At 68.1% G+C, this 18,629-nt stretch carries 17 protein-coding genes; 9 read left to right on the top strand and 8 right to left on the bottom strand.

Features of this window, described 5'->3' with window-relative positions:
- Nucleotides 1-8: 8 nt before the first annotated feature.
- The 3 genes from ACFXIV_RS12935 to ACFXIV_RS12945 all read left to right on the top strand — a co-directional run bounded on the left by ACFXIV_RS12935 (nt 9) and on the right by ACFXIV_RS12945 (nt 2,257).
- On the top strand, nt 9-215 hold the full coding sequence (locus ACFXIV_RS12935) for a hypothetical protein (RefSeq protein ID WP_379399662.1): 207 nt from the start codon (nt 9-11) through the stop codon (nt 213-215).
- A 125-nt stretch (nt 216-340) separates the two neighbouring features.
- Complete coding sequence (locus ACFXIV_RS12940; protein ID WP_379399661.1) at nt 341-1,339, top strand: MBL fold metallo-hydrolase; 999 nt, start codon at nt 341-343, stop codon at nt 1,337-1,339.
- Between the two features lie 99 nt (nt 1,340-1,438).
- Nucleotides 1,439-2,257: a class I SAM-dependent methyltransferase gene (locus ACFXIV_RS12945; RefSeq protein ID WP_379399660.1), complete on the top strand. Its 819-nt coding sequence runs from the start codon at nt 1,439-1,441 to the stop codon at nt 2,255-2,257.
- 16 nt (nt 2,258-2,273) lie between these two features.
- On the opposite strand, the gene ACFXIV_RS12950 is transcribed toward ACFXIV_RS12945, so the two are convergent.
- Complete coding sequence (locus ACFXIV_RS12950; RefSeq protein ID WP_379399659.1) at nt 2,274-5,009, bottom strand: helix-turn-helix transcriptional regulator; 2,736 nt, start codon at nt 5,007-5,009, stop codon at nt 2,274-2,276.
- A 121-nt stretch (nt 5,010-5,130) separates the two neighbouring features.
- Between ACFXIV_RS12950 and ACFXIV_RS12955 the strand changes: the two genes are divergently transcribed.
- Nucleotides 5,131-6,375: a M24 family metallopeptidase gene (locus tag ACFXIV_RS12955; RefSeq protein WP_379399658.1), complete on the top strand. Its 1,245-nt coding sequence runs from the start codon at nt 5,131-5,133 to the stop codon at nt 6,373-6,375.
- Nucleotides 6,376-6,504: 129 nt separating this feature from the next.
- Here ACFXIV_RS12955 and ACFXIV_RS12960 read toward each other — a convergent pair whose 3' ends face one another.
- The 4 genes from ACFXIV_RS12960 to ACFXIV_RS12975 form a co-directional block, all read right to left on the bottom strand.
- The gene (locus tag ACFXIV_RS12960) at nt 6,505-6,702 is read right to left on the bottom strand and encodes a hypothetical protein (RefSeq protein WP_379421254.1); all 198 of its coding nucleotides are present in this window, start codon (nt 6,700-6,702) and stop codon (nt 6,505-6,507) included.
- A 133-nt stretch (nt 6,703-6,835) separates the two neighbouring features.
- Nucleotides 6,836-7,813, bottom strand: a complete 978-nt coding sequence (locus ACFXIV_RS12965; RefSeq protein WP_379421263.1) for an NAD(P)-dependent oxidoreductase — start codon at nt 7,811-7,813, stop codon at nt 6,836-6,838.
- 49 nt (nt 7,814-7,862) lie between these two features.
- Nucleotides 7,863-8,345, bottom strand: a complete 483-nt coding sequence (locus tag ACFXIV_RS12970; protein WP_379399657.1) for a Dps family protein — start codon at nt 8,343-8,345, stop codon at nt 7,863-7,865.
- 254 nt (nt 8,346-8,599) lie between these two features.
- Entirely contained in the window at nt 8,600-8,890 is a 291-nt protein-coding gene (locus tag ACFXIV_RS12975; RefSeq protein ID WP_379399656.1) for a hypothetical protein, read from the bottom strand.
- Between the two features lie 193 nt (nt 8,891-9,083).
- On the opposite strand from ACFXIV_RS12975, the gene ACFXIV_RS12980 reads away from it, so the two are divergent.
- The 3 genes from ACFXIV_RS12980 (at nt 9,084) to ACFXIV_RS12990 (ending at nt 12,564) form a co-directional block, all read left to right on the top strand.
- A complete protein-coding gene (locus ACFXIV_RS12980) occupies nt 9,084-9,740 on the top strand; it encodes a response regulator (RefSeq protein WP_379399655.1) in 657 nt (218 codons plus the stop codon).
- 185 nt (nt 9,741-9,925) lie between these two features.
- A complete protein-coding gene (locus tag ACFXIV_RS12985) occupies nt 9,926-10,900 on the top strand; it encodes an aldo/keto reductase (RefSeq protein WP_379399654.1) in 975 nt (324 codons plus the stop codon).
- A gap of 89 nt (nt 10,901-10,989) precedes the next feature.
- Nucleotides 10,990-12,564 (top strand): PucR family transcriptional regulator ligand-binding domain-containing protein, encoded by a 1,575-nt coding sequence (locus ACFXIV_RS12990; RefSeq protein ID WP_379399653.1) that lies wholly within the window; start codon nt 10,990-10,992, stop codon nt 12,562-12,564.
- Nucleotides 12,565-12,622: 58 nt separating this feature from the next.
- On the opposite strand, the gene ACFXIV_RS12995 is transcribed toward ACFXIV_RS12990, so the two are convergent.
- Genes ACFXIV_RS12995 through ACFXIV_RS13005 form a run of 3 tightly spaced genes read right to left on the bottom strand, consistent with a single transcriptional unit; the run spans nt 12,623 to nt 15,239 of the window.
- A complete protein-coding gene (locus tag ACFXIV_RS12995) occupies nt 12,623-13,492 on the bottom strand; it encodes a polysaccharide deacetylase (protein WP_379399652.1) in 870 nt (289 codons plus the stop codon).
- Nucleotides 13,489-14,610: an NADH:flavin oxidoreductase gene (locus ACFXIV_RS13000; RefSeq protein ID WP_379399651.1), complete on the bottom strand. Its 1,122-nt coding sequence runs from the start codon at nt 14,608-14,610 to the stop codon at nt 13,489-13,491. The genes ACFXIV_RS12995 and ACFXIV_RS13000 overlap by 4 nt, the downstream gene beginning before the upstream one ends.
- Nucleotides 14,607-15,239: a DUF1989 domain-containing protein gene (locus ACFXIV_RS13005; protein WP_379399650.1), complete on the bottom strand. Its 633-nt coding sequence runs from the start codon at nt 15,237-15,239 to the stop codon at nt 14,607-14,609. Before ACFXIV_RS13005 ends, ACFXIV_RS13000 begins: the two co-directional genes overlap by 4 nt.
- 119 nt (nt 15,240-15,358) lie before the next feature.
- Between ACFXIV_RS13005 and ACFXIV_RS13010 the strand changes: the two genes are divergently transcribed.
- Complete coding sequence (locus ACFXIV_RS13010; RefSeq protein ID WP_379399649.1) at nt 15,359-16,681, top strand: amidase family protein; 1,323 nt, start codon at nt 15,359-15,361, stop codon at nt 16,679-16,681.
- Nucleotides 16,682-16,962: 281 nt separating this feature from the next.
- Nucleotides 16,963-18,468 carry a GAF domain-containing sensor histidine kinase gene (locus ACFXIV_RS13015; RefSeq protein WP_379399648.1) on the top strand — a complete coding sequence of 502 codons (1,506 nt, stop codon included), beginning with the start codon at nt 16,963-16,965 and terminating at the stop codon, nt 18,466-18,468.
- The last annotated feature ends 161 nt before the right edge of the window (nt 18,469-18,629 follow it).

Consider the following 18,629-nt stretch of genomic DNA (forward strand, 5'->3'; position numbering starts at 1 on the left):
GAAATCAGATGGACGTGGCCATCAAGATCGCAAGATTGATCACCCCGCTCTCCGCGGGCCTCTACGCGGGATCCCTTCTGACGCTGCGCGTTATCGAGCTGTCCCTGCGAGATTTCGGCGGCTCGATCTACACCCGGGTCGAGCAGATCAATCTCATCGGCATACCCGCCCTCGCCGCAGCGACCGGCCCCGGACGTGCCGCTGCCGCGCACTGATACCCCCGGTTCTCACGATCACCACCGCAAGAACAGTGACCGACCCCAGTCGTTCGACGGATTCCGTTGACGCGGCCGGTTCTTAGCGTTGGGCGGGTTCACCGTTCTCGAGGGAAGGCAATGAGATGAACGCCCAAGCTGTACCGGACCGGGAGCTCACCGAGCGGCCGGACGGATATCTGGGACCGAACCTGTCGCCGGTGGGGCTCGAACATCGGGCGCAGTGGTTCGCGGATGGGGTTGTCGCGCTGATGGCGACGCTGCCGCCGAAGGATAACAACGGGGTCATCGTGGGCAGCGCTGCGGCGCTCGTGGTGGATGCGGGAATTACGCCGGCCATTTCGGCACGGATTCAGGCGCAGGCAGCCACATTGACCGATCGGCCGGTGCGGTACCTGGTGAATACGACCTATCACGGTGATCACACGTTCGGCAATGCCGCGTTCCCGGATGAGGTGGTGGTGATCTCGTCGCGGCTGAACAAGGAGAACATGTCCGATCTGGACAACGAGAAGCGGCAGCGGACCGGGAACATGTACGGTGCGGAGGCGGAGTTCGACGCGGTGACCCGTTGGCGCACACCGGATGTGGTGTTCGACGACTTCGCCGAGATCGATCTGGGCGGGCGCGTCGTGCAGCTGTGGCAGTTCGGGCCGGGCAACGGTCCGGGCGACACCGTGGTGTACGTCCCGGATACCCGCACCGCATGGACCGGCAACTACGTTTGTCATGCGGGCATCGCGCCGATGCTGCTGCAGGGCGGGCCGGAGCCCTATCTCGCCTCCCTGCGGAAGATGCGGAAAACACTGCCGGACATGGCGATCGTGGTGCCGGGGCACGGGCCGATGGGCAATGCGCTCGAGGCGGTCGACTGGTTGATCGGATACCTGGAGCAGCTCCGCGACGAGGTCGCCGTGGCGGTTGCCGCGGGAAAGACCCTGGAGCAGACGCAGGCGAAGGTCTCGAATCCGTGGGCGGAGACGCTGGAACCGAGTCTGATCGACGCGCTGGGTGATTACGCGATTCCGGTGGAGTTCGCTACCCAGGGCCTGCTCACGCTGTGCCGGAATCTGCACCGGCTCAATGTGCTGGCGACCTACCGGAGCGCGTCCCGTTCGGTGTGATCCGTGGATGAGGGCGGCCGATTCGGCGCCGCCCCCAGGCATCGACCCGGCTCCGCGACCTTTCCGCGGCGCACCCTCATGTAAGAAGTTAGGTATCGCATGACCACGCAACGCACCCGTTTGACTCTGAACCAGATCGAGGAAACCCTGCTGATCACACTGTGGGCCAAGGCCCTCGACAGCAGGCTGCGCGTCCCAATGCTCGGCGACACCCGCTCCGCGGAGATCGCGGATCGGATCGACTACGACTTCGACACCTTGAAGATCAAGGCCGCCCTGACCTACGAAACAGCGCTGCGCAGTAAGAAATTGGACGATGCCGTGCGGTCTTTCACCACCGCGCATCCCAACGCGGTGGTGCTCGACCTGGGCTGTGGACTGGATCCCCGAATGGTCCGTTGTCAGCCGACCGCCGGAATCGATTGGTATGATGTCGATTTCCCCGAGGTCGTCGCGATGCGTCCGCAATTCCTCCCGGAGCCTTCCCATCTCGTGGGCGCGGACGTCACCGCCGCGGACTGGCTCGCGGGAATACCGCGCGACCGGCCGGCCATGATCGTCGCCGAGGGGCTGATCCCCTTTTTGCCCGGCAGCTCGTTCCAAGTCCTGACCCATGCTCTCACAACGCATTTCGGCACCGGCGAGATAGCCCTCAACGGCTATACCCGTTTCGCCGCGTGGGCGATGAAATACCATCCCACCATCAAGGCGCTCGGCATCACCGCCGCCGCGGGTTTCGACGACCCCCGTGAACCGGAATCCTGGGGCGCCGGGCTGACCCTCATCGACGAGGACTTCCTCACTCGCGCACCCGAAGTAGCCGATTGGCCGCAACCCCTGCGGGGACTCACCCGGACCATGTCCCGCAGCACCGCCCTGTCCCGTCAGGGCGCACGCATCCTGCGCTACCGGTTCTGACTCGGACCGGCTCCCATTACAGCTGATGGACCAGTGCGGGTAGTTCGGCCCGCACTGCGACGCCGAGTTTCGGATAAGCCTTGTAGAGGTGGTAGCCGACGGTGCGGGGGCTGAGGAACAGCTGCGCGCCGATCTCGCGATTCGACAGTCCGTGCGCGGCCAGGCGGACCACCTGAAGTTCTTGTGGTGTAAGCAGATCCAGTATCGAGGCGGTGGCCGGTTGCTGGCCGGTGTCGCCGGTCGCGCGCAGCTCGGCCCGGGCTCGGCCGGCCCAGACGCTCGCGCCGATTCGATCGAAGGTCTCCAGTGCCGCACGCAGGCTCGTGCGCGCCTCGGTCTTGTGCCGGGCGCGCCGGAGCCACTCCCCGTACAGCAGTTGGGTGCGGGCCCCTTCGAAGGGTCGGCCGCCTTTCTCGTGTAGCCGCACCGCCGCGGCGTAGTGCTCGCCGGCCTCGTCGTCGGAGCTCGTCTGGGCCAGGCAGCGTGCGTAAACGCCTTGAATCCACGGTGATCGGCTGGCGTCTGCCCAGCGGCGGAAGCGTTCGAGAGCTTCGCCGATGCGCGCGGGCTGCCCGGTGCGCATCGCGGCCTCGACGCACAGCGGTGTGAAGAAGACGGCCATGTAGTGGCTGCCCATCGGGCCGCGGGAGGCGGATTCGATGCGGTCCAGCACTCGGTCGTAGCGACCCGCGCCCAGGTCGAGCAGCCCGAGCGCGGTGGTGGCCAGTAGCGCGGTGGCGAGTTCGCCGCGGTCGAGGGCGGCGGCGAGGGTGGGTTCGGCGAGTTCCCGGCAGCGCTGCTCGTCGCCGGTCTGTGCCGCACCCCAAGCGAGAATGCTACGCAGGCCGTCCATTTGGTGGTGTTGTCCGATGGAGTCGGCCAGTGTCAGCGCCTCCTCGGCGTGGACCGTGGCGTCGCGGAGGCGGCCGGTGGCGTACTCGGCGGAGGCGAGGTAGTGCAGGCGCATCGGCAGCAGCCGGAGTGTGGACTGCTCGCGGGCATCGGCGACGAGGGTCGTGAGCAGGTCGCGTGCCTCGTCGTCGAGGCCGGTCATCAGGCCCATCGCGGCGGCGTTCATACGCTCGTCCGGGCTGAAGCCCGCCGGGTGGGAATGTGCGTGCATCGCGCAGGCGTGCAGCCGGTGTAGCGCGGCTTCGTCGTCGCCACCCAGCATGCGGGCCATGCCGATCATTCCCTCGCTGATCGGGGTCCGGCCGGTGCGCTGTTGCAGCAGGGTCGCGGCCTCTTCGGTGAGTTCGGCATCGCCGACCAACACGCCATTGCGCATGGCGTCCACGAGCATCATGCTCACAAGGTCGGCCGGAGCCCGGCCGGCGGCGTCGATCAGGATGCGGGCGGCCTGGTGCCGGGAACCGAATTCCGATTCGACGATGGCGCGCAGGTAATCCAGGCGTGGTGCGTCGGTTTGGTGGACGGGTCCACGATACGCGCGGCGGACGAGTGTGGCGGTCCGCTGTAGATCGCCGCCGGTCGCCGCCGAGTGGGCGGCGCAGGTCAGGCGTCGCGCCGCGGTGTGCGGTTCGACGGTCAGTTCGGCCGCGCGTTCCATGGCTGCGGCGGCGAGCGCGTGGTCGGCCCGCTCGGAGGCCCGCAGTGCCGCGGTCTCGAGTGCCGTGGCGATCTCGTCGTCAGGGCCGGTCGAGGCCGCGGCGCGGTGCCACGCCGCGCGGTCGGCAGCCTCGGGAGAGTGGCTCGCGGTCAGCGCCTCGGCGAGCGCGCGGTGCGCGTCGAGCCTGCGGTGCATCGGTGCGGAGCCCAGTACGGCCGCGCGGGCCAGCGGATGCCGGAAGGCTATCCGATCGCCTTGGCGCACAAGCAGTCCCGAGTCCTCAATGGCTGCCAGTTCGGTGGGTCCCGCGTGGTGGGCGGCCGCGGCGGCCAAGATGATTTCGAGCCGGCCGGTCTCCTCGACGGCGGCGATCAGCAGCAGGCTGGTGGCCGCGTCGCCCAGTCGTGCGGCCCGCGCGCCGAACGCCGTCTGTACCCGGGTGGAGAGGGGCAGTGTGGCCAGGTCGTAGGAGCCGGCCGGTGCTTGGCCGGTGCGTTGTTCGGTGCTGAGCGCGGAGGGCAGTTCGACCAGGGCCAAGGGGTTGCCCTCGGTTTCGGCCAGGAGTCGGGCGCGCACCTGTGCGGCGAGTTCGGGATACCGCTCGTCCAGCAGCGCGGCCGAGGAGGCGGGATCGAGTCCGGTCAGTTCGCGAGTGGGGAGTGCGGTGAGTCCGGCCGGTTCCCGGGCTTCGCCGCGCACCGCGAACAGCAGCAGAACGCCTTCGTGGTGCAGGCGCCGGGCCGCGAAAGTCAGTGCCTCGGTGGAGGATCGGTCGAGCCACTGGGCGTCGTCGACGAGGCACAGCACAGGTCCGTCTTCGGCCAGTTCAGCCAGCATGGACAGCACGGCGAGGCCGACCAGGAAGCGATCGCCGGGTGCAGCCGGGGCCAGTCCGAAGGCGCTGCGCAGTGCCGCGGCCTGCGGTGCGGGCAGGGCGTCGAGCCGGTCCAGCACCGGATGCAGCAGCAGATGCAGGCCGGCGAAGGGGAGTTCGGCTTCCAATTCGATGCCTGCCACGCGAATCACACGCAATCCCTGGGCTTTCGCCGCGGTGTAGTCGAGCAGCGCGGTTTTGCCGATGCCGGCGGGCCCGCTCAGCACGTGCGCCCCGCTGCGGCCGGTACGTACGTCCGCAAGGAGTTGATCGATCAGCGCCTGTTCGTCGGCGCGCCCGCGCAGCACTCGGCAGACCCTACCTAAGCAAACTGATCGGTACCAGACAGGTCGATTGACTGAATACTCCGGTCCCGCACCACACATAGCGTTCCTACCAGGTCGAATCACACCTCGAGAAGGAACCCGCATGCATCCGAATTACTCGCTGAGCGAACGTGATCGGCGCTGGGCGCTGGCCCGCGAGCTGATGGACGACCAGGGCGTCGACGCCTTGGTGATCTACGGCGAGCACGAGACCGGCGGACCCGCACCGTTCGCCCCCGATGTCTACTTCACCAATGAGCGTCCCGGCGCGATCGTGGTCTTCCCGCGCGATGCCGACCCCATCTCGCTGGTGTGGTCGCCAATGCACATCGCCGACCACATCGAGGCCCGCCGCCGCGGCGAGGCCTGCTGGACCGAACCGCACAACATGCGGGTGGCCAAGCATGCCCAGGGCGTCGTCGACGTGTTGCAGGAGCAAGGGCTGGAGCGGTCGGCGGTCGGGGTGATCGGCCTGGAGCCGTATCCGCCGTTCCACTTCAACCCGATCATGCCGTACGGGCTGTGGACGGCGGTCCTTCAGCAGCTGCCGCAGGTGAACTTCAAGCCGATGTGGTTTCCGTTCCTGCTGCGCACCCTGACCCAGTCCGCGGAAGAGCTTGCGGTGCTGCGGCGTTCGGCCGAGATCGGCGAGGCGATGGCGCAGGCCATGCTGGACGTCGCCGCGCCCGGCGTGAGCGAGGCCGAGGTGTACGCGGCCGGCATGTCCACGTCGTTCCGGCTGGGCACGGTCGCGCCCGGCATGCTCATCCAGTCCGGTCCCGGCTTCGCCTGCTGGGGACCGCCGGTCTGGTCCTACCGCCCGCAGGAACCGCGGACCATCGAGGACGGCGACGTGATCCTGGCGGAAGTGTTCTGCCAGTACGGCATGCGCGAATCCCAGCATCAGGTGGCCATCGCCGTGGGTGAGGTGCATCCGGACATCGAGGTGGCGGCGAAGGTGGCGCGCGCCTCCTACGAAGCCGGTGTGGCTGCGCTGCGGCCGGGCAATACCTTCGGTCAGGTGGTCGACGCCATGAAGGCACCCCTCGACGCGGCGGGCGGCTGGAACGTGCATCCACTGGTGCACGGGATGAATCCCTATGGCACCGTGTGCGGTTTCGGCGGCGGGATGCGCGAACTGCCGGAGGCCGCCGAGTACGGCCTGCTGGCCGAGGTGCCGACCATCGGCAGCGATCTGCCACTGGCCGAAGGCATGGTGTTCGCCTTCGAACCCAACTGCGTCATCGGCGGGAGGCTCGCGAACATCGGCGGCACCGTCGTAGTCGGGGCAGACGGTGCGGTGGAACTGAATTCGCTCACCACCGATCTACTGCGGGCACAACCCTGACCGCCTGACCGCAGCGCTCGCCACGAGTGTGCTGTTCTTCCTGGCGATCTGAGCACCTGATGGTCCCGGCGGGGCCGAGGCTGCAGGGTTTGCGGCTTCGGCCCCGTTCTCGTTGTCGGGTTGGGGATTTCAGATGTGGTCGACCAGGCCTCTGGCACCCTCGGACAGGGCGCAGTGCGCACAGCAGAAGAACCTGCCGTCTGCCTCCACGCCGTGACCGATGATCTTGCAGTTGCAGTGCTCGCAGATGGGTGCCATTCGGTGGATCGCACATTCGAAGCAGTCGAAAACGTGCCGCACTCCCTGAGCTTCGACGACGATCGGCATCGCGTAATCATTACCGCAAACCTCGCATGCGCTCATGGATCGCACGCTACTCCGTGGGACCGGTTCGGCGTCTGCAGTTCCGGTTTATAGGCCCTTGACCAGCCGAGTTGTGGTGCCGAGGTGGCTGCCTCGGCTACGCCGGCAGGCCGGCCCGGCGGCGGGCCACGGCGGCCCAGTCCTTGTCACCGTCGCCGTGGGCGAGGGCGTCGAGGAAGGCGTCGCGCAGCACGCTGCCGAAGGGCAGCGGAACGTTCGCCGCGGCGCCGGCGGTCAGGGCCAGGTTGACGTCCTTGAGGCCGAGTGGCAGCCGGAAGCCGGCCGGTTCGTAGCGGCGGGCGGCGACAATTTCGCCGTAGCCGGAGTAGATCGGACCGGGAAACAGTGTGCCGCTGAACATTTCGACCAGGTCGGTGGGCCGGACACCGTGGGACTCCGCCAGACTGCACGCCTCGGCCATGGACTCGATGGCGCAGGCGATCAGGAAGTTGGCGCTGATCTTCGCGGCGTTGGCGTGGCTGGGGCGGGTGCCGAAAGGCCAGGTGTGCCGGCCCATCGCGGACAGCAACGGTGCCGCCTGCGCCAGCGCCGTGTCACCGCCGGCGGCGAGGATGTTCAGTTCGCCGGCGGCGGCTACCTGGGGCCGGCCGAGGACGGGCGCGGCGACGTACCCGATGCCGTGCTCGGCGTGCAGGGCTGCGGCCCGGTCGGCGAGCGCGATCGAGACCGTCGCCATGTTGACGTGCACGGCGGCCTTCGCGCCGGCCAGCAGCGCCGGGTCGAGCAGCAGCTGTTCGACGGCGTCGTCGTTGGCCAGCATGGAGACGACCGCCTCGGCGGCGAACACGTCAGCGAGGCTCCCGGCCGCGTCGGCGCCCTGGGCGACCAGCGCGGCGACCGGCTCGGGGGAGCGGTTCCAGACCCGGAGCCGATGGCCGGCCCGCAGCAGGCTGGCGGCCATGCCCTGTCCCATTGCGCCGAGCCCGATGAAACCAACTGTCATTCCGGTCATGCACACTCCTCGTTGTCGTCGTCGTCGTCGGCCGACCGGCCGAACGGCGGCCGTCTCCAGGTCGAAGGCCAGTGGGACCGGGCCGGACGGACCGAGCCCGATTCATCGTCCTCCCCTTGTCCGACATCGCCTCGTCCGACATCGCCGTTGTCTATCCCGCGGTGCGGTTTTCGCTGCTGAGCAGCCACGCCTGCTTCTCGAGTTGATCGATGACGGCATGGAGCAGGTCCGCGGTGGACGGATCTTCGGCATCTGTGTCGTCGTGCACGGCGCGCAGTGTCGCCACCACATCGCGAATCTGTGTGGTGACCAGGTCGACGATCACGGCGGTGTGCTGCTCGCCGGCCGGGAGTTCCGGCAGGAGGCTGGTCGACGCGACCGTCTGGGGTCGGCCGTCCGGCACCGCTTCGAGGGCGCGCATCCGTTCGGCGATGGTGTCACCGGCTTCGCGTGCGGCATCGACGATTTCGTCGAGCTGCAGGTGCAGGTCACGGAAGTTGTGACCGACGACGTTCCAATGCGCCTGCTTGCCGTTGAGGTGGAGGGCGGTGAGCTCGACGAGGACCTGCTGCAGATTGCCCGCCAGTCGTGACGACGCGCGAAATGCGATTGCCGATTCCATGTGGGTGGTCATGATGGTGCTCCTGAATGTGTTGGGGTGGTGGACTGTTCGGGATGGGCGCGGACACCCTGCTCGATGCGGTCGCCCAGGTTCTTGTCGACATTGCGCCAGTACTCGAAGGCGCGTCAGCGTCCAGCTCGGGTGGTCACCGCGGGCGATCGTCTCGAACAGGTCGCGGGTGTGGTAGTCGGTGTCGACCGCTGCCATGCGTTGCTCGGGGCGCCGTTTTGGTCATGGTCTTGCCTTTCTGGTGGTGGAGGGGGCGGTCATCGATCGTCGGGATCGAGTGCGAGGAAGACGGCGCCGGCGGCAGCGCCGGCAATCAGCTGAGCCGTGAGGTACACCCACAGCGTCGGCCAGGCGAACATCCCCATCAGCACCGCGCCGATCGCCAGTGGTGCGAACGGGCCGACGCTGCGGACGGCCGTGCCGACCGTGAACACCAGGAAGAATGTCCCGATCAGCTCGACGGCGTACTTCGCCGCGGTCCGGCGGGCAGCGGCCGCCCGGTGCGGTTCAGCTGCGCGGACAGCGGCGGCCTCTTCGAATGTGACCATGTCGCGACTCCTCGGTTTGCCTTCTGGGACTTCCAGAATCGCTGTCACCCGAGCTGGTGTCGTCGCTGCTGACCTCCATCGGTGCTCCCCGCCAGCACCACAGCGGGTATGGCGGCTACCTGCAATCGGCCCGGTTATGCTCGACGTCTATCGGCCATCCACGTCCGGCGCAGCCAAGGAAGGCGAGAGTTCAGTGACGACTCCGTTGCGGGTGCTGCTGGCCGATGACGATGTGCTGCTCCGGGAGGGTTTGGCGAGCCTGCTCACGCGTTCGGGTTTCGACATCGTGGCGCAGGCCGGAGACGCCTCGCACTTGCTGGAGCTGGTCCGGGACACACGGCCCGATCTGGTGGTGGTCGACATTCGAATGCCGCCGACCCACACCACCGAGGGGCTCGACGCGGCCCGCGCGATCCGCGACGAACTACCGGAAACCGGCATTCTCGTGCTGTCGGCCCACTCCGATGTCGAGCATGCGATGGAATTGCTGGCCAGCGGCCGGGGGATCGGCTACCTCCTCAAGAGCCGGGTCACCGATGTGGAGGATTTCATCGACACGCTCCAGCGGATTGCCAAGGGCGCGGCGGTCGTCGATCCGGTGCTGGTGACGGAGTTGGTGTCGGCCCGCCGGCGTAACGATCCGCTCGCAGCGCTCAGCGCACGCGAGCACGAGGTGCTGGCCCTGATGGCGCAGGGGCGTTCCAACGCCGGTATCGCCCGGCAGTTGTGGGTCACCGAAGGCACCGTCGAGAAGCACGTGCGCAGCATTCTGACCAAGCTGAATCTGGCCGAGACCCACGACGATCATCGCCGGGTGCTGGCGGTGATCACCTTCCTCGAATCGCGCTGACCCGAGCTGCTCCTCCGCCCCGCAGCAGTGCCGCCGTGCTGCGCAAACGCAGGCCAGGTGCAGCTGCCGGGAACGCCGGGATTGCTGCTGGCAGGAATCCGTCGATGGGCGCTGGCCGTGGCGACAAGCGCCCTCCGGAGCGCGACAGTAGGCAGCAAGACCCCTACGGAGATTCGGAGAGCGACATGAAGACAACAATTTTGGGCAGAAGCGGACTGCACGTTTCTCGAATTGCCTTCGGCACTTGGCAACTCGGCGGCGAGTGGGGCCGCTTCGACGAGGACGCCGCGATCAGTGCGATCCGGCGCGCCCGTGATCTCGGCGTCAACTTCTTCGACACCGCGCAGGCGTACGGCTTCGGTGCGTCCGAACGGATCCTGGGCCGGGCGCTGCGCCCCGAACTCACCTGCGCCCGTGACGAACTCGTGATCGCCACAAAGGGCGGGCTGCGCATGACCGATACCGGCCTGGTCCGCGATGCGAGCCCCGACTGGTTGCGCAGGGGAGTGGACGCCAGCCTGGCCGCGCTCGGCGTCGACCACATCGACCTCTATCAGGTGCATTGGCCGGATGCGGCCGTGCCGGCCGCCGAGACCGCGGGCGCGCTGGCCGACCTCGTCGCCGCGGGCAAGATCCGCCACGTCGGGGTCTCGAACTACAGCCCGGCGCAGATCGCGGAATTCTCCGCGGTGCTGCCGGTGGAGACGGTGCAACCGCCGTACCACCTGTTCCGGCGGGACATCGAGGACGATCTGCTGCCGTACTGCCGGGTTCAGGACATCGGCGTGCTGGTGTACGGGCCGTTGGCACATGGCCTGCTGACCGGAACGCTGCATCGTGACACGACGTTCGCCGATGACGACTGGCGCAGCACGAGCCCCGACTTCACCGGCGATGTCTACCGGCAGAATCTGACAGCCCTGTGGGAACTGGAGACATTTGCCGCCGACCGCAACATCACGGTCGGTCAATTGGCGATCGCCTGGACGCTGGCCAATCCCGCCGTGCACGTCGCGATCGTCGGCGCCCGGCATGCCCGCCATATCCAGGACAGCCTCGGCGCCGCGGACATCGTGCTCGACGATTCCGACCTGGACGAGATCGACAAGATCATGGCATGGGCCATGCCGATCGCCGGGCCGTCTCCGGAGAGTGTGTGAGCTGGTGGCCATCACCGGGGCCGGCAGGTTCAAATGCAGGGATGGATGTTCATCCACCAATCACTGGCTCTCCGTGTACATTCCGCCAGGTGTTGACTATTGGCCGGCTCGTCGCGGATCCCGCCCTGGGGCTGCGAGTCGTGACGACGGAACTCACCGAATCCTTGGCGACGGAGATCCACTGGCTGCACACGACGGAGCTCGCCGACCCGTCGCCCTATGTCCGGTCCGGCGAACTCGTGCTGACCAATGGCCTGTGGCTGTCACATGTTTCGGCGGACCGGTTCGTGGCGGCCGTCGCGCGGGCGGGTGCGGCCGGGTTGGTGTTCGGGCTCACGGCGCAAACCCCGTCGCTGCCCGAAGAGCTTGCCGCGCTGTGCCTTTCACGCGGTTTGCCGCTCATCGAGCTGTGTGTCGGGGTGCCGTTCGCCGCGCTCACCCGAGCGGCCGCCCGGATCCAGAACGAGGTGCTCCAGGCGGAACTGACTGCCACAGTCCATCGTGGCGACGCCCTCGCCACCGCTCTCTCGCGCGGCAGCGGTGCGGCGGGTGTACTCGAAATCCTGCGCGGTGAAACGGAATTGCCGCTGCTCGTGGTAGATCGCAAAGGTCGCCGCCTGGCCAGTATCGGCTGTGAGCCGACCGATGAGCAGGTGCGGATGGCCGCGGCCGCGCTCAATCGCACCCCGCCGCCGATCGAGGTCGATCTGCTCGGGCCCGGACCGGCGGTGCTGTATCTCGTGGAGGGTGCGATGGGGGAGATCGACGCCGGGCTCTATTGCCTGGAACCGGCCGCGACTCTCACCGCTGCCGATCGAGACGCGCTGGCCCAGGCGGCGCGCTTCCTGAGCTTGGAGGTCACCAAACAGCAGGCCGTACACGCCATCGAGGCGCGTTTCGCCACAGAGCTATTGGAGATGATCCTCTCCGGGCCGCGAAGCAGCGGTGAGGTGATTCGCCGCCTGCGCGCCTATGGCGTGCCACCGGACCGGCCGCTGGGAGTGCTCGTGTCCGCACCGGTCGCCGCCTCCGACGCCGATACCCTGCCCGGCGATATCGCCCACGCGGTCGGCGCGTTCTTCGCCACCCACGGCATACCCGTCTTCACCGCGGCGGGCAGCCGGGATGTGGTGTCCATCTGCCTGTGGGAGCGCTCGGCGGACGAGTTGGCGCGCTTCGCCCGCGATCTGGCCGCGGAGGTCGGCAGACGGGTCTCCGCCGAACGGGTCGTGATCGGCGTAGGAGATATCGCCACCGCCGGTGGACTGCGGGAATCGCTGGTGCGCGCCCGCGAGGTCTGCCAGATCTTGCGAGTGCAGCATGGCCCGGACACCGCTGTCTTCGCCGATATCGCGACCTTCCGGATGCTGCTCGGCCTGCTCGACGACCAGGTGCGGCAACGGTTCTCGGAGCAGGTGCTGGGCGTCATCCGTGACCACGACGCCCGCACCCACACCGACCTCGAGCACACCCTGCGCACCTTCCTCGCGCACGACGGCCAGTGGGCGGTCACGGCCGCTGCCCTGCACGTCCACGTCAACACCCTGCGCAATCGCATGGCACGCATCACCGAGCTGACCGGCCGCAATGTCAATCGCCTCGAGGACACCATCGACCTGTACCTGGCCCTGGTGGCCGAACCGCTGGGACCGGCCACCTACTGACCGGCCTCGCTCCGGATGCGCTCCCACGCCGCACACCCGCGTCGACGTGAGCGGTGTGCTACTGCGGGTAGACGGCTTCGTCCAAGTCGTAGGCGGGCAGGGGACGGGTCGGGGTGTGGGCGTCCTCCCGTGCCCAGGTCGCTACGTCGCGGCAGCGGCCGAAGGTGACGTCTCCGCGTTCCTGGGCGTAGGCGATCAGGTTGCGCAGGGCCAGCATCCGGCCCGGACGACCGGTCAGGAACGGATGCATGCACACGTTGAACAGGCAGCCGTAGTGACGCATGCCGTCGAGCTCGGCCCGCCACATCTGCTCGACCTTGACCGGCGACTCGATGACCGAGCCGATGCGCGGTGCGGGCAGGTACGCGTACTGCTCCCAGTCGTCCAACGACCAGTGCACGGGCAGTTCGATTACCGAGCCCTGTGGGGTGTCCACGTGGTACGGCCGGTCGTCGCCCATCAGCGAGGAGTCGTAGGCCAGGCCGTATTCCGCTATCAGGGAAAGGGTTTCGCGACTGGCGCTCCACATCGCGGCGCGATGCCCGGCGATCTCGATGCCCTGGGACGTGAATACCTGCAGGGCGCGTTCGAAATCGGCGCGCTCGGCGCCGGCCGGCAGCGAGGTGGGCGGCCGGTGGCTGTAGGAATGGTGCGCGACCTCGTGCCCGCGCTCGACGATCGACGCGGCCAGTCCCGGGCGTTGTTCGGCGACCCAACCGGGTACGAAGAACGTTGCGGGAACACCCATCTCGTCGAGCAGGTCGAGAATGCGCGGCACCCCCACATCCGGTCCGTAGGCCTGGTGTGACATCACCATGGGGTGCTCGGCGTAGTGCCGGCCCTCGGCGAGGATCGGCGTCTCGGCGTCCACGTCGAAGGTCAGCGTCGCCACCGCGGCCCCGCCGCGGGTCCAGGTCCGAGCACTCATTCGCCGGTGCGCTCGCGCCAGGCCGCGGCGCAGTCCAGGGTTGCCATGGGGTGCAGCATCTCATGATCGAACGAGGAGAGTTCAGCCCCGGCCTCGACCCGGCGCGGCAGATCCGGATTGGCCAGTGCGCCCGTACCCAGAGACAGGATGTCGGCGTGCCCGCCGGTCAGCACGTCGGCGGCCTGGGGCAGATTGTGCATGCCCCCATTCGCGATGACCGGGCGACCGGACACCTCCCGAGCCAGCTGGGTGACCGTCGTGCCGCTGGGGAGTTTCGCGGTCTCGAGGAAGTCCCGGCCCTCGCTGGCGATGTGCAGGTACGTCGCCTCGGTCAGGGCCGCGAAGATGGCGCGCGCGTCGGCCTCACCCTCCGGCCAGCGATAGGTGAAGTCGTTGACCTTGGTCTGCGACAGCCGGACTCCGATCGGGAAGTCGCCGAGGGCATCACGAATCGCACCCAGCACCCGCGCGGTGAGCCGGATGCGATTCTGCACCGGCCCGCCGTATTCGTCGGTGCGCTGGTTGGTGTAGTCGGTCAGGAACTGATCGAGCAGATAGCCGTTGGCCCCATGGATCTCGACGCCGTCGAAACCAGCCGCACGGGCGTTCTCCGCCGCCGCGACGAAACCGGCCACGACATCGTCGATGTCGTGCGCGGTCATCTCCCGGGGCGCGTTCCACGCTCCACCGACCCCGCCGTAATCGACCATCATCTGCCCGCGCGGCGCCACCGCGGACGGCCCGATGGTCTCGAAACCGTGCGCATTGCCCTGAGAAATGGCTCCGGCGTGCATCAGCTGCGCGACGATCGGAGTCCCGGCCGCGTGCACGGCGTCGACCACCGCGCGCCAGCCCGCGACGTGCTGTTCGGTGACCAGGCCGGGCTGGTTGAAGTAACCCTGGCTGTGGGCGGCGTCGGGATGGATGCCCTCGGTGATGATCAGGCCGAATCCGCCCAGCGCGTATTCGCGGTAATACGCGGTCATCTGCTCGGTGGGAGTGCCGTCGGGGGTGGCCGAGACCCGCGTCATCGGCGCCACCGCGAATCGGTTGCGTAGTTTCAGGGTGTCCAGCCCGAACGGCTCGAGTGCGGGGTGGGCGAGTTCGGTGGTGGTCATCGGTGGTTCTCCTCGCTGATCGGGGGAAGGACGGTCAGGGCCAGTGGCGTGGGTCGAGCGCCATTGATGGGGTTGTGGTCTTGCGGGCAGGCGGAAACCACCACCAGGCAGTCCATTTCGGCGCGGAAGGTGATGGCGTCCCCGGGCGCGGTGGCGGCCTCGAGCCAGGTCAGGCTCTCGTCCGCGGCGACCGGAATGCGCATGAACACATTGATCGGTTGCGGAATGAACGGCGGCGCACCGTATCCCAGCTCGGTCACTGCTCGGCGCAGATTGTCGGCGCAGTTGGCGTGTTCCGGATCCCCGTACGCCGCATAGCGTTCCGGGTCGCAGGCGGCGATCAGCATGTCGTGCACACCCGGCGAGGTGTCGTCGGCATACGTGAGGATCGGTCGCCGCCGGTTGGTCACGAATGACTCGCCGAGCGCGGGAAACAGTCGCGCGGTGTGGGTGCGCGTGTGAGAGGCGCTGTGGTGCTCGGTGAGGTCGTGGGCGTTGTAGGCGAACACATCACCCACCTGGCCGCCATCGACGTCGGTGATCCGCAACCTCTCACCGGCGCTCAGGGTCACCGCTCGGGCTCGCCTCGCCGGCACGGTAATCGGCTCCGGATGGCTCAACACTGTCATGGAGGTCAGTCAACCGAACGACAGGACGCTGTCGAAATGGACGATCACACAGCATCATTGGCATTCAGTGGATCTTCCTACATATCGAAGCGGAAATACTGCTGGGTAGCGTCCTGTCCATGACCACCGCCACCGCCTTGGGGCAGGCGCTCGCAGCGGGCGATACGACCTCGGCCCGACTGGCCGCAGCCGCCATAGACCGGGCCCGGCAATCGGATTCGACCGCGGTACTTGTCACCGTCACCGCCGAGCGCGCCGGATACCAGGCCGGGGCTGCCGATCGCCGCCGCCTGCGCGGCACCCGGCGCGGTCCGCTCGACGGAGTCCCGATCGCGTGGAAGGACGTCTTCGATATCCAGGGCACGGTCACGACCAGCGGTTCGGCCGGCCACCTGCACGACGAACCCGCCGCGGTGGACAGCCGCCTCGTCCGGCGCGCCCATGACAGCGGGCTGGTCACCATCGGCAAGACCAACCTCAGCGAGTTCGCCTTCTCCGGTCTCGGGATCAACCTCCACTTCGGCACCCCCGCCAATCCCTTCGACCCGGAGCTGGTCCCGGGCGGCTCCTCATCCGGATCTGCGGTGGCGGTCGCGCGCGAAATCGTCCCGCTGGCGGTCGGCACCGACACCTCGGGATCGGTACGGGTGCCCGCCGCCTACTGCGGAATCATCGGGTATCGCGCCAGCCCGGGCCGCTACGGTGCGAACGACTTCGCGCCCTTGTCCAGCACACTCGACAGCACCGGCATCCTCGCCACCAGCGTGAACGACATCATCGCCCTCGACCGGATTTTCGCGCCCATTCGACGCGGCGAGCGCACGCCGCTGCGGCGATTCGTCGTGCCCGGCGGCGAGTGGACAGAAGACGTCACGCCCGGGATCGCCGCCGATTTCGAGGCCGCTCTTGCCGAAATCCGCCGCGCCGGAGCTGATATTCGCAGGCGCGACATGGCATCGCTGAGTGCTGCACAGGAATTGATGGACGGCGCCGGCACCATCGTGGGCGCGGAGGCATACCGTCTGCACCGGCACCGTCTCGGCTCCAGCCTGCCGATCGAGCCCGCCACCCGGCGAAGGCTCGAAAGCAACTCCCACACAGCGGATTCCATCGCCCCGGTGTACGCCAGGATGAGCGCCTTGCGCGCGGAATTCGCCGCTGAACTCGACGGTGCGGCACTGCTGTGCCCTACCGTGCGTCACCCACCGCCGCGCCTGGCCGATCTCCGCGACCCGGCCGACTACGACAGCGCGAATGCCGCCACTCTGCGCACCACGATGGTCCTCAGCTACCTGGGCACCTGCGGAATTACGCTACCTGTCGGGACTTCGGTAGGCGGGCCGTGTGGGCTGCTGCTGTCGCTGCCGTCCGGGCGCGACGGCGACCTGCTGGCGCACGCCGCGTGGGCGCGGCGCATCTTCGTGAATGTGCAGACGTCGTGACGGCCGTGCGTGCCGGCCCCGGGTCGCGTCGCTGGCCGCTGACCCGCAACTCCGATGTCCATCGCCGGACAGGTGCCGAACGGTGCGTAGGCTGCAAGGTGACGATCGATCCAATTCGAGGACCCTGTCCGAGCCCGTCGGCTTGACGTGAACGCTGGGTGATGATGTGGAAACGGTCTGAGGTGCACGGCTGGCCAACCTTCACGCCAGGTGCGATATACGCGCGTCACCAGACCGACAAGCCCGTCTTCTCGACGCGTGCACATGTGCTGTCGTGGTCGATGCGCCCGACGACCCCGCCCCTGCCGTTGGGCGTCGCAGTGGCCGCGTTCTTCATTGCGGCGGAGTCGGTTCTCGTCCTCTGGCTCGGGCAGATCGCTCCCGGCAATGCCTTCGGTGTCGTCTATCTGCTCGGTGTTCTGGTGGTATCGACGGTGTGGGGACTCGGTCTGGCGGTGACGACATCGGTCGCCAGCGCCATCGCCTTCGGCTATTTCCAGAACCGGCCGGAGCAATCCAGCCCGACCGCAGCCCAGAACGGCGTCACCATCGCGGTCTTCCTCTGCGTGGCGCTGCTGGCCAATACCCTTGCGGCAGTGGCCAGATCGCATGCCGCGGAGGCGAATCGCCGCCGCCGGGCGGCCGACCTCGTCGCCGAGCAGCAAGCCGCGTTGCGGCGGGTCGCCACCCTGGTCGCGCGCGGTGCGACATCGTCGGAGGTGTTCTCCGCGGTGGCGCAGGAGTCGGCCAGGTGTCTGGGCGTGGTCAACGCGTCCCTGTTCCTCTACGCACCCGATGGCTCGGGCACGTTCGTCGCGGCACGTGACGAACCAGGGCTGCCCAGGATGCCGCTCGGCGAGCGGTTCACGCTCGAGGGCGAGAACATCGCGGCGATGGTGCTGCGCACCGGCGGCACCGCCCGGATGGACAGTCACGACCAGGCGACCGGCTCCGCCGCCGCGCGCATCCGTGAGCTGGGTCTGCGCTCGGGCGTCGGGGCGCCGATCGTCGTCGACGGCCACCTGTGGGGCGCGATCGTCGCCGGATCGTCGCGCCGCGAGCCCCTGCCGCCCGACACCGAGGAGCGCCTCGCCGAATTCGCGGACCTCGTCGCGACCGCGATCGCGAATACCGAGGCCCGGGCCGAACTCACCGCATCCCGCGCCCGCATCGTCGCCGCCGCCGACGAGGCACGGCGCCGGATCGAACGCGATCTGCACGACGGCGCGCAACAGCGCCTCGTCTCGCTGGGACTCGCGCTCCGCAGCGCCGAGGCATCGGTGCCACCCGAGCTGACCACACTCGAAGCGCAACTTTCCGACGTCGTGCAGGGCCTGGTCGGCGTCTCGGACGAACTCCGCGAGATCTGCCGCGGGATCCATCCGGCGATCCTGTCGAAGGGCGGACTCGGCCCGGCGCTGAAGGCGCTCGCCCGCCGCTGCACCGTTCCGGTGAACCTCGACCTGAACCTCGACACGCCCATGCCCGAATCCACCGAAACAGCCGCCTATTACATCGCGGCAGAGGCGCTGACGAACACAGCCAAACACGCGCAGGCTACCGAGGTGACCGTGCGCATCACCACCGCCGGTCACCAGCTCCAGCTTTCGATCCGAGACGACGGAATCGGCGGCGCCGACCCGGCCAAGGGCTCCGGGCTGGTCGGTCTGCGAGATCGCATCGAAGCCCTCGGCGGCCGGATGGATCTGACCAGCCATCCCGGCGAGGGGACGTCGCTGCGGGCCAGCATCCCGTTCGCGACCTCGGCTGCGATATCCGAGGAATAGCCTCGTCGTCACCCGATCGCCCGATCGCGCGCGGAAAACAGGTAGGTGGCGCGCTGAAAACAGGTATGTGGGTAGGTAGATCTCCCGTCGTCCGAGCGGCTGTTCCCGAAGAAGGTGGTGGAGGACAGGTCAGCCACTACCGCTCGGGAACATCATGGACG

It is taken from the genome of Nocardia sp. NPDC059236 (assembly GCF_042754085.1).
Lineage (GTDB): Bacteria > Actinomycetota > Actinomycetes > Mycobacteriales > Mycobacteriaceae > Nocardia.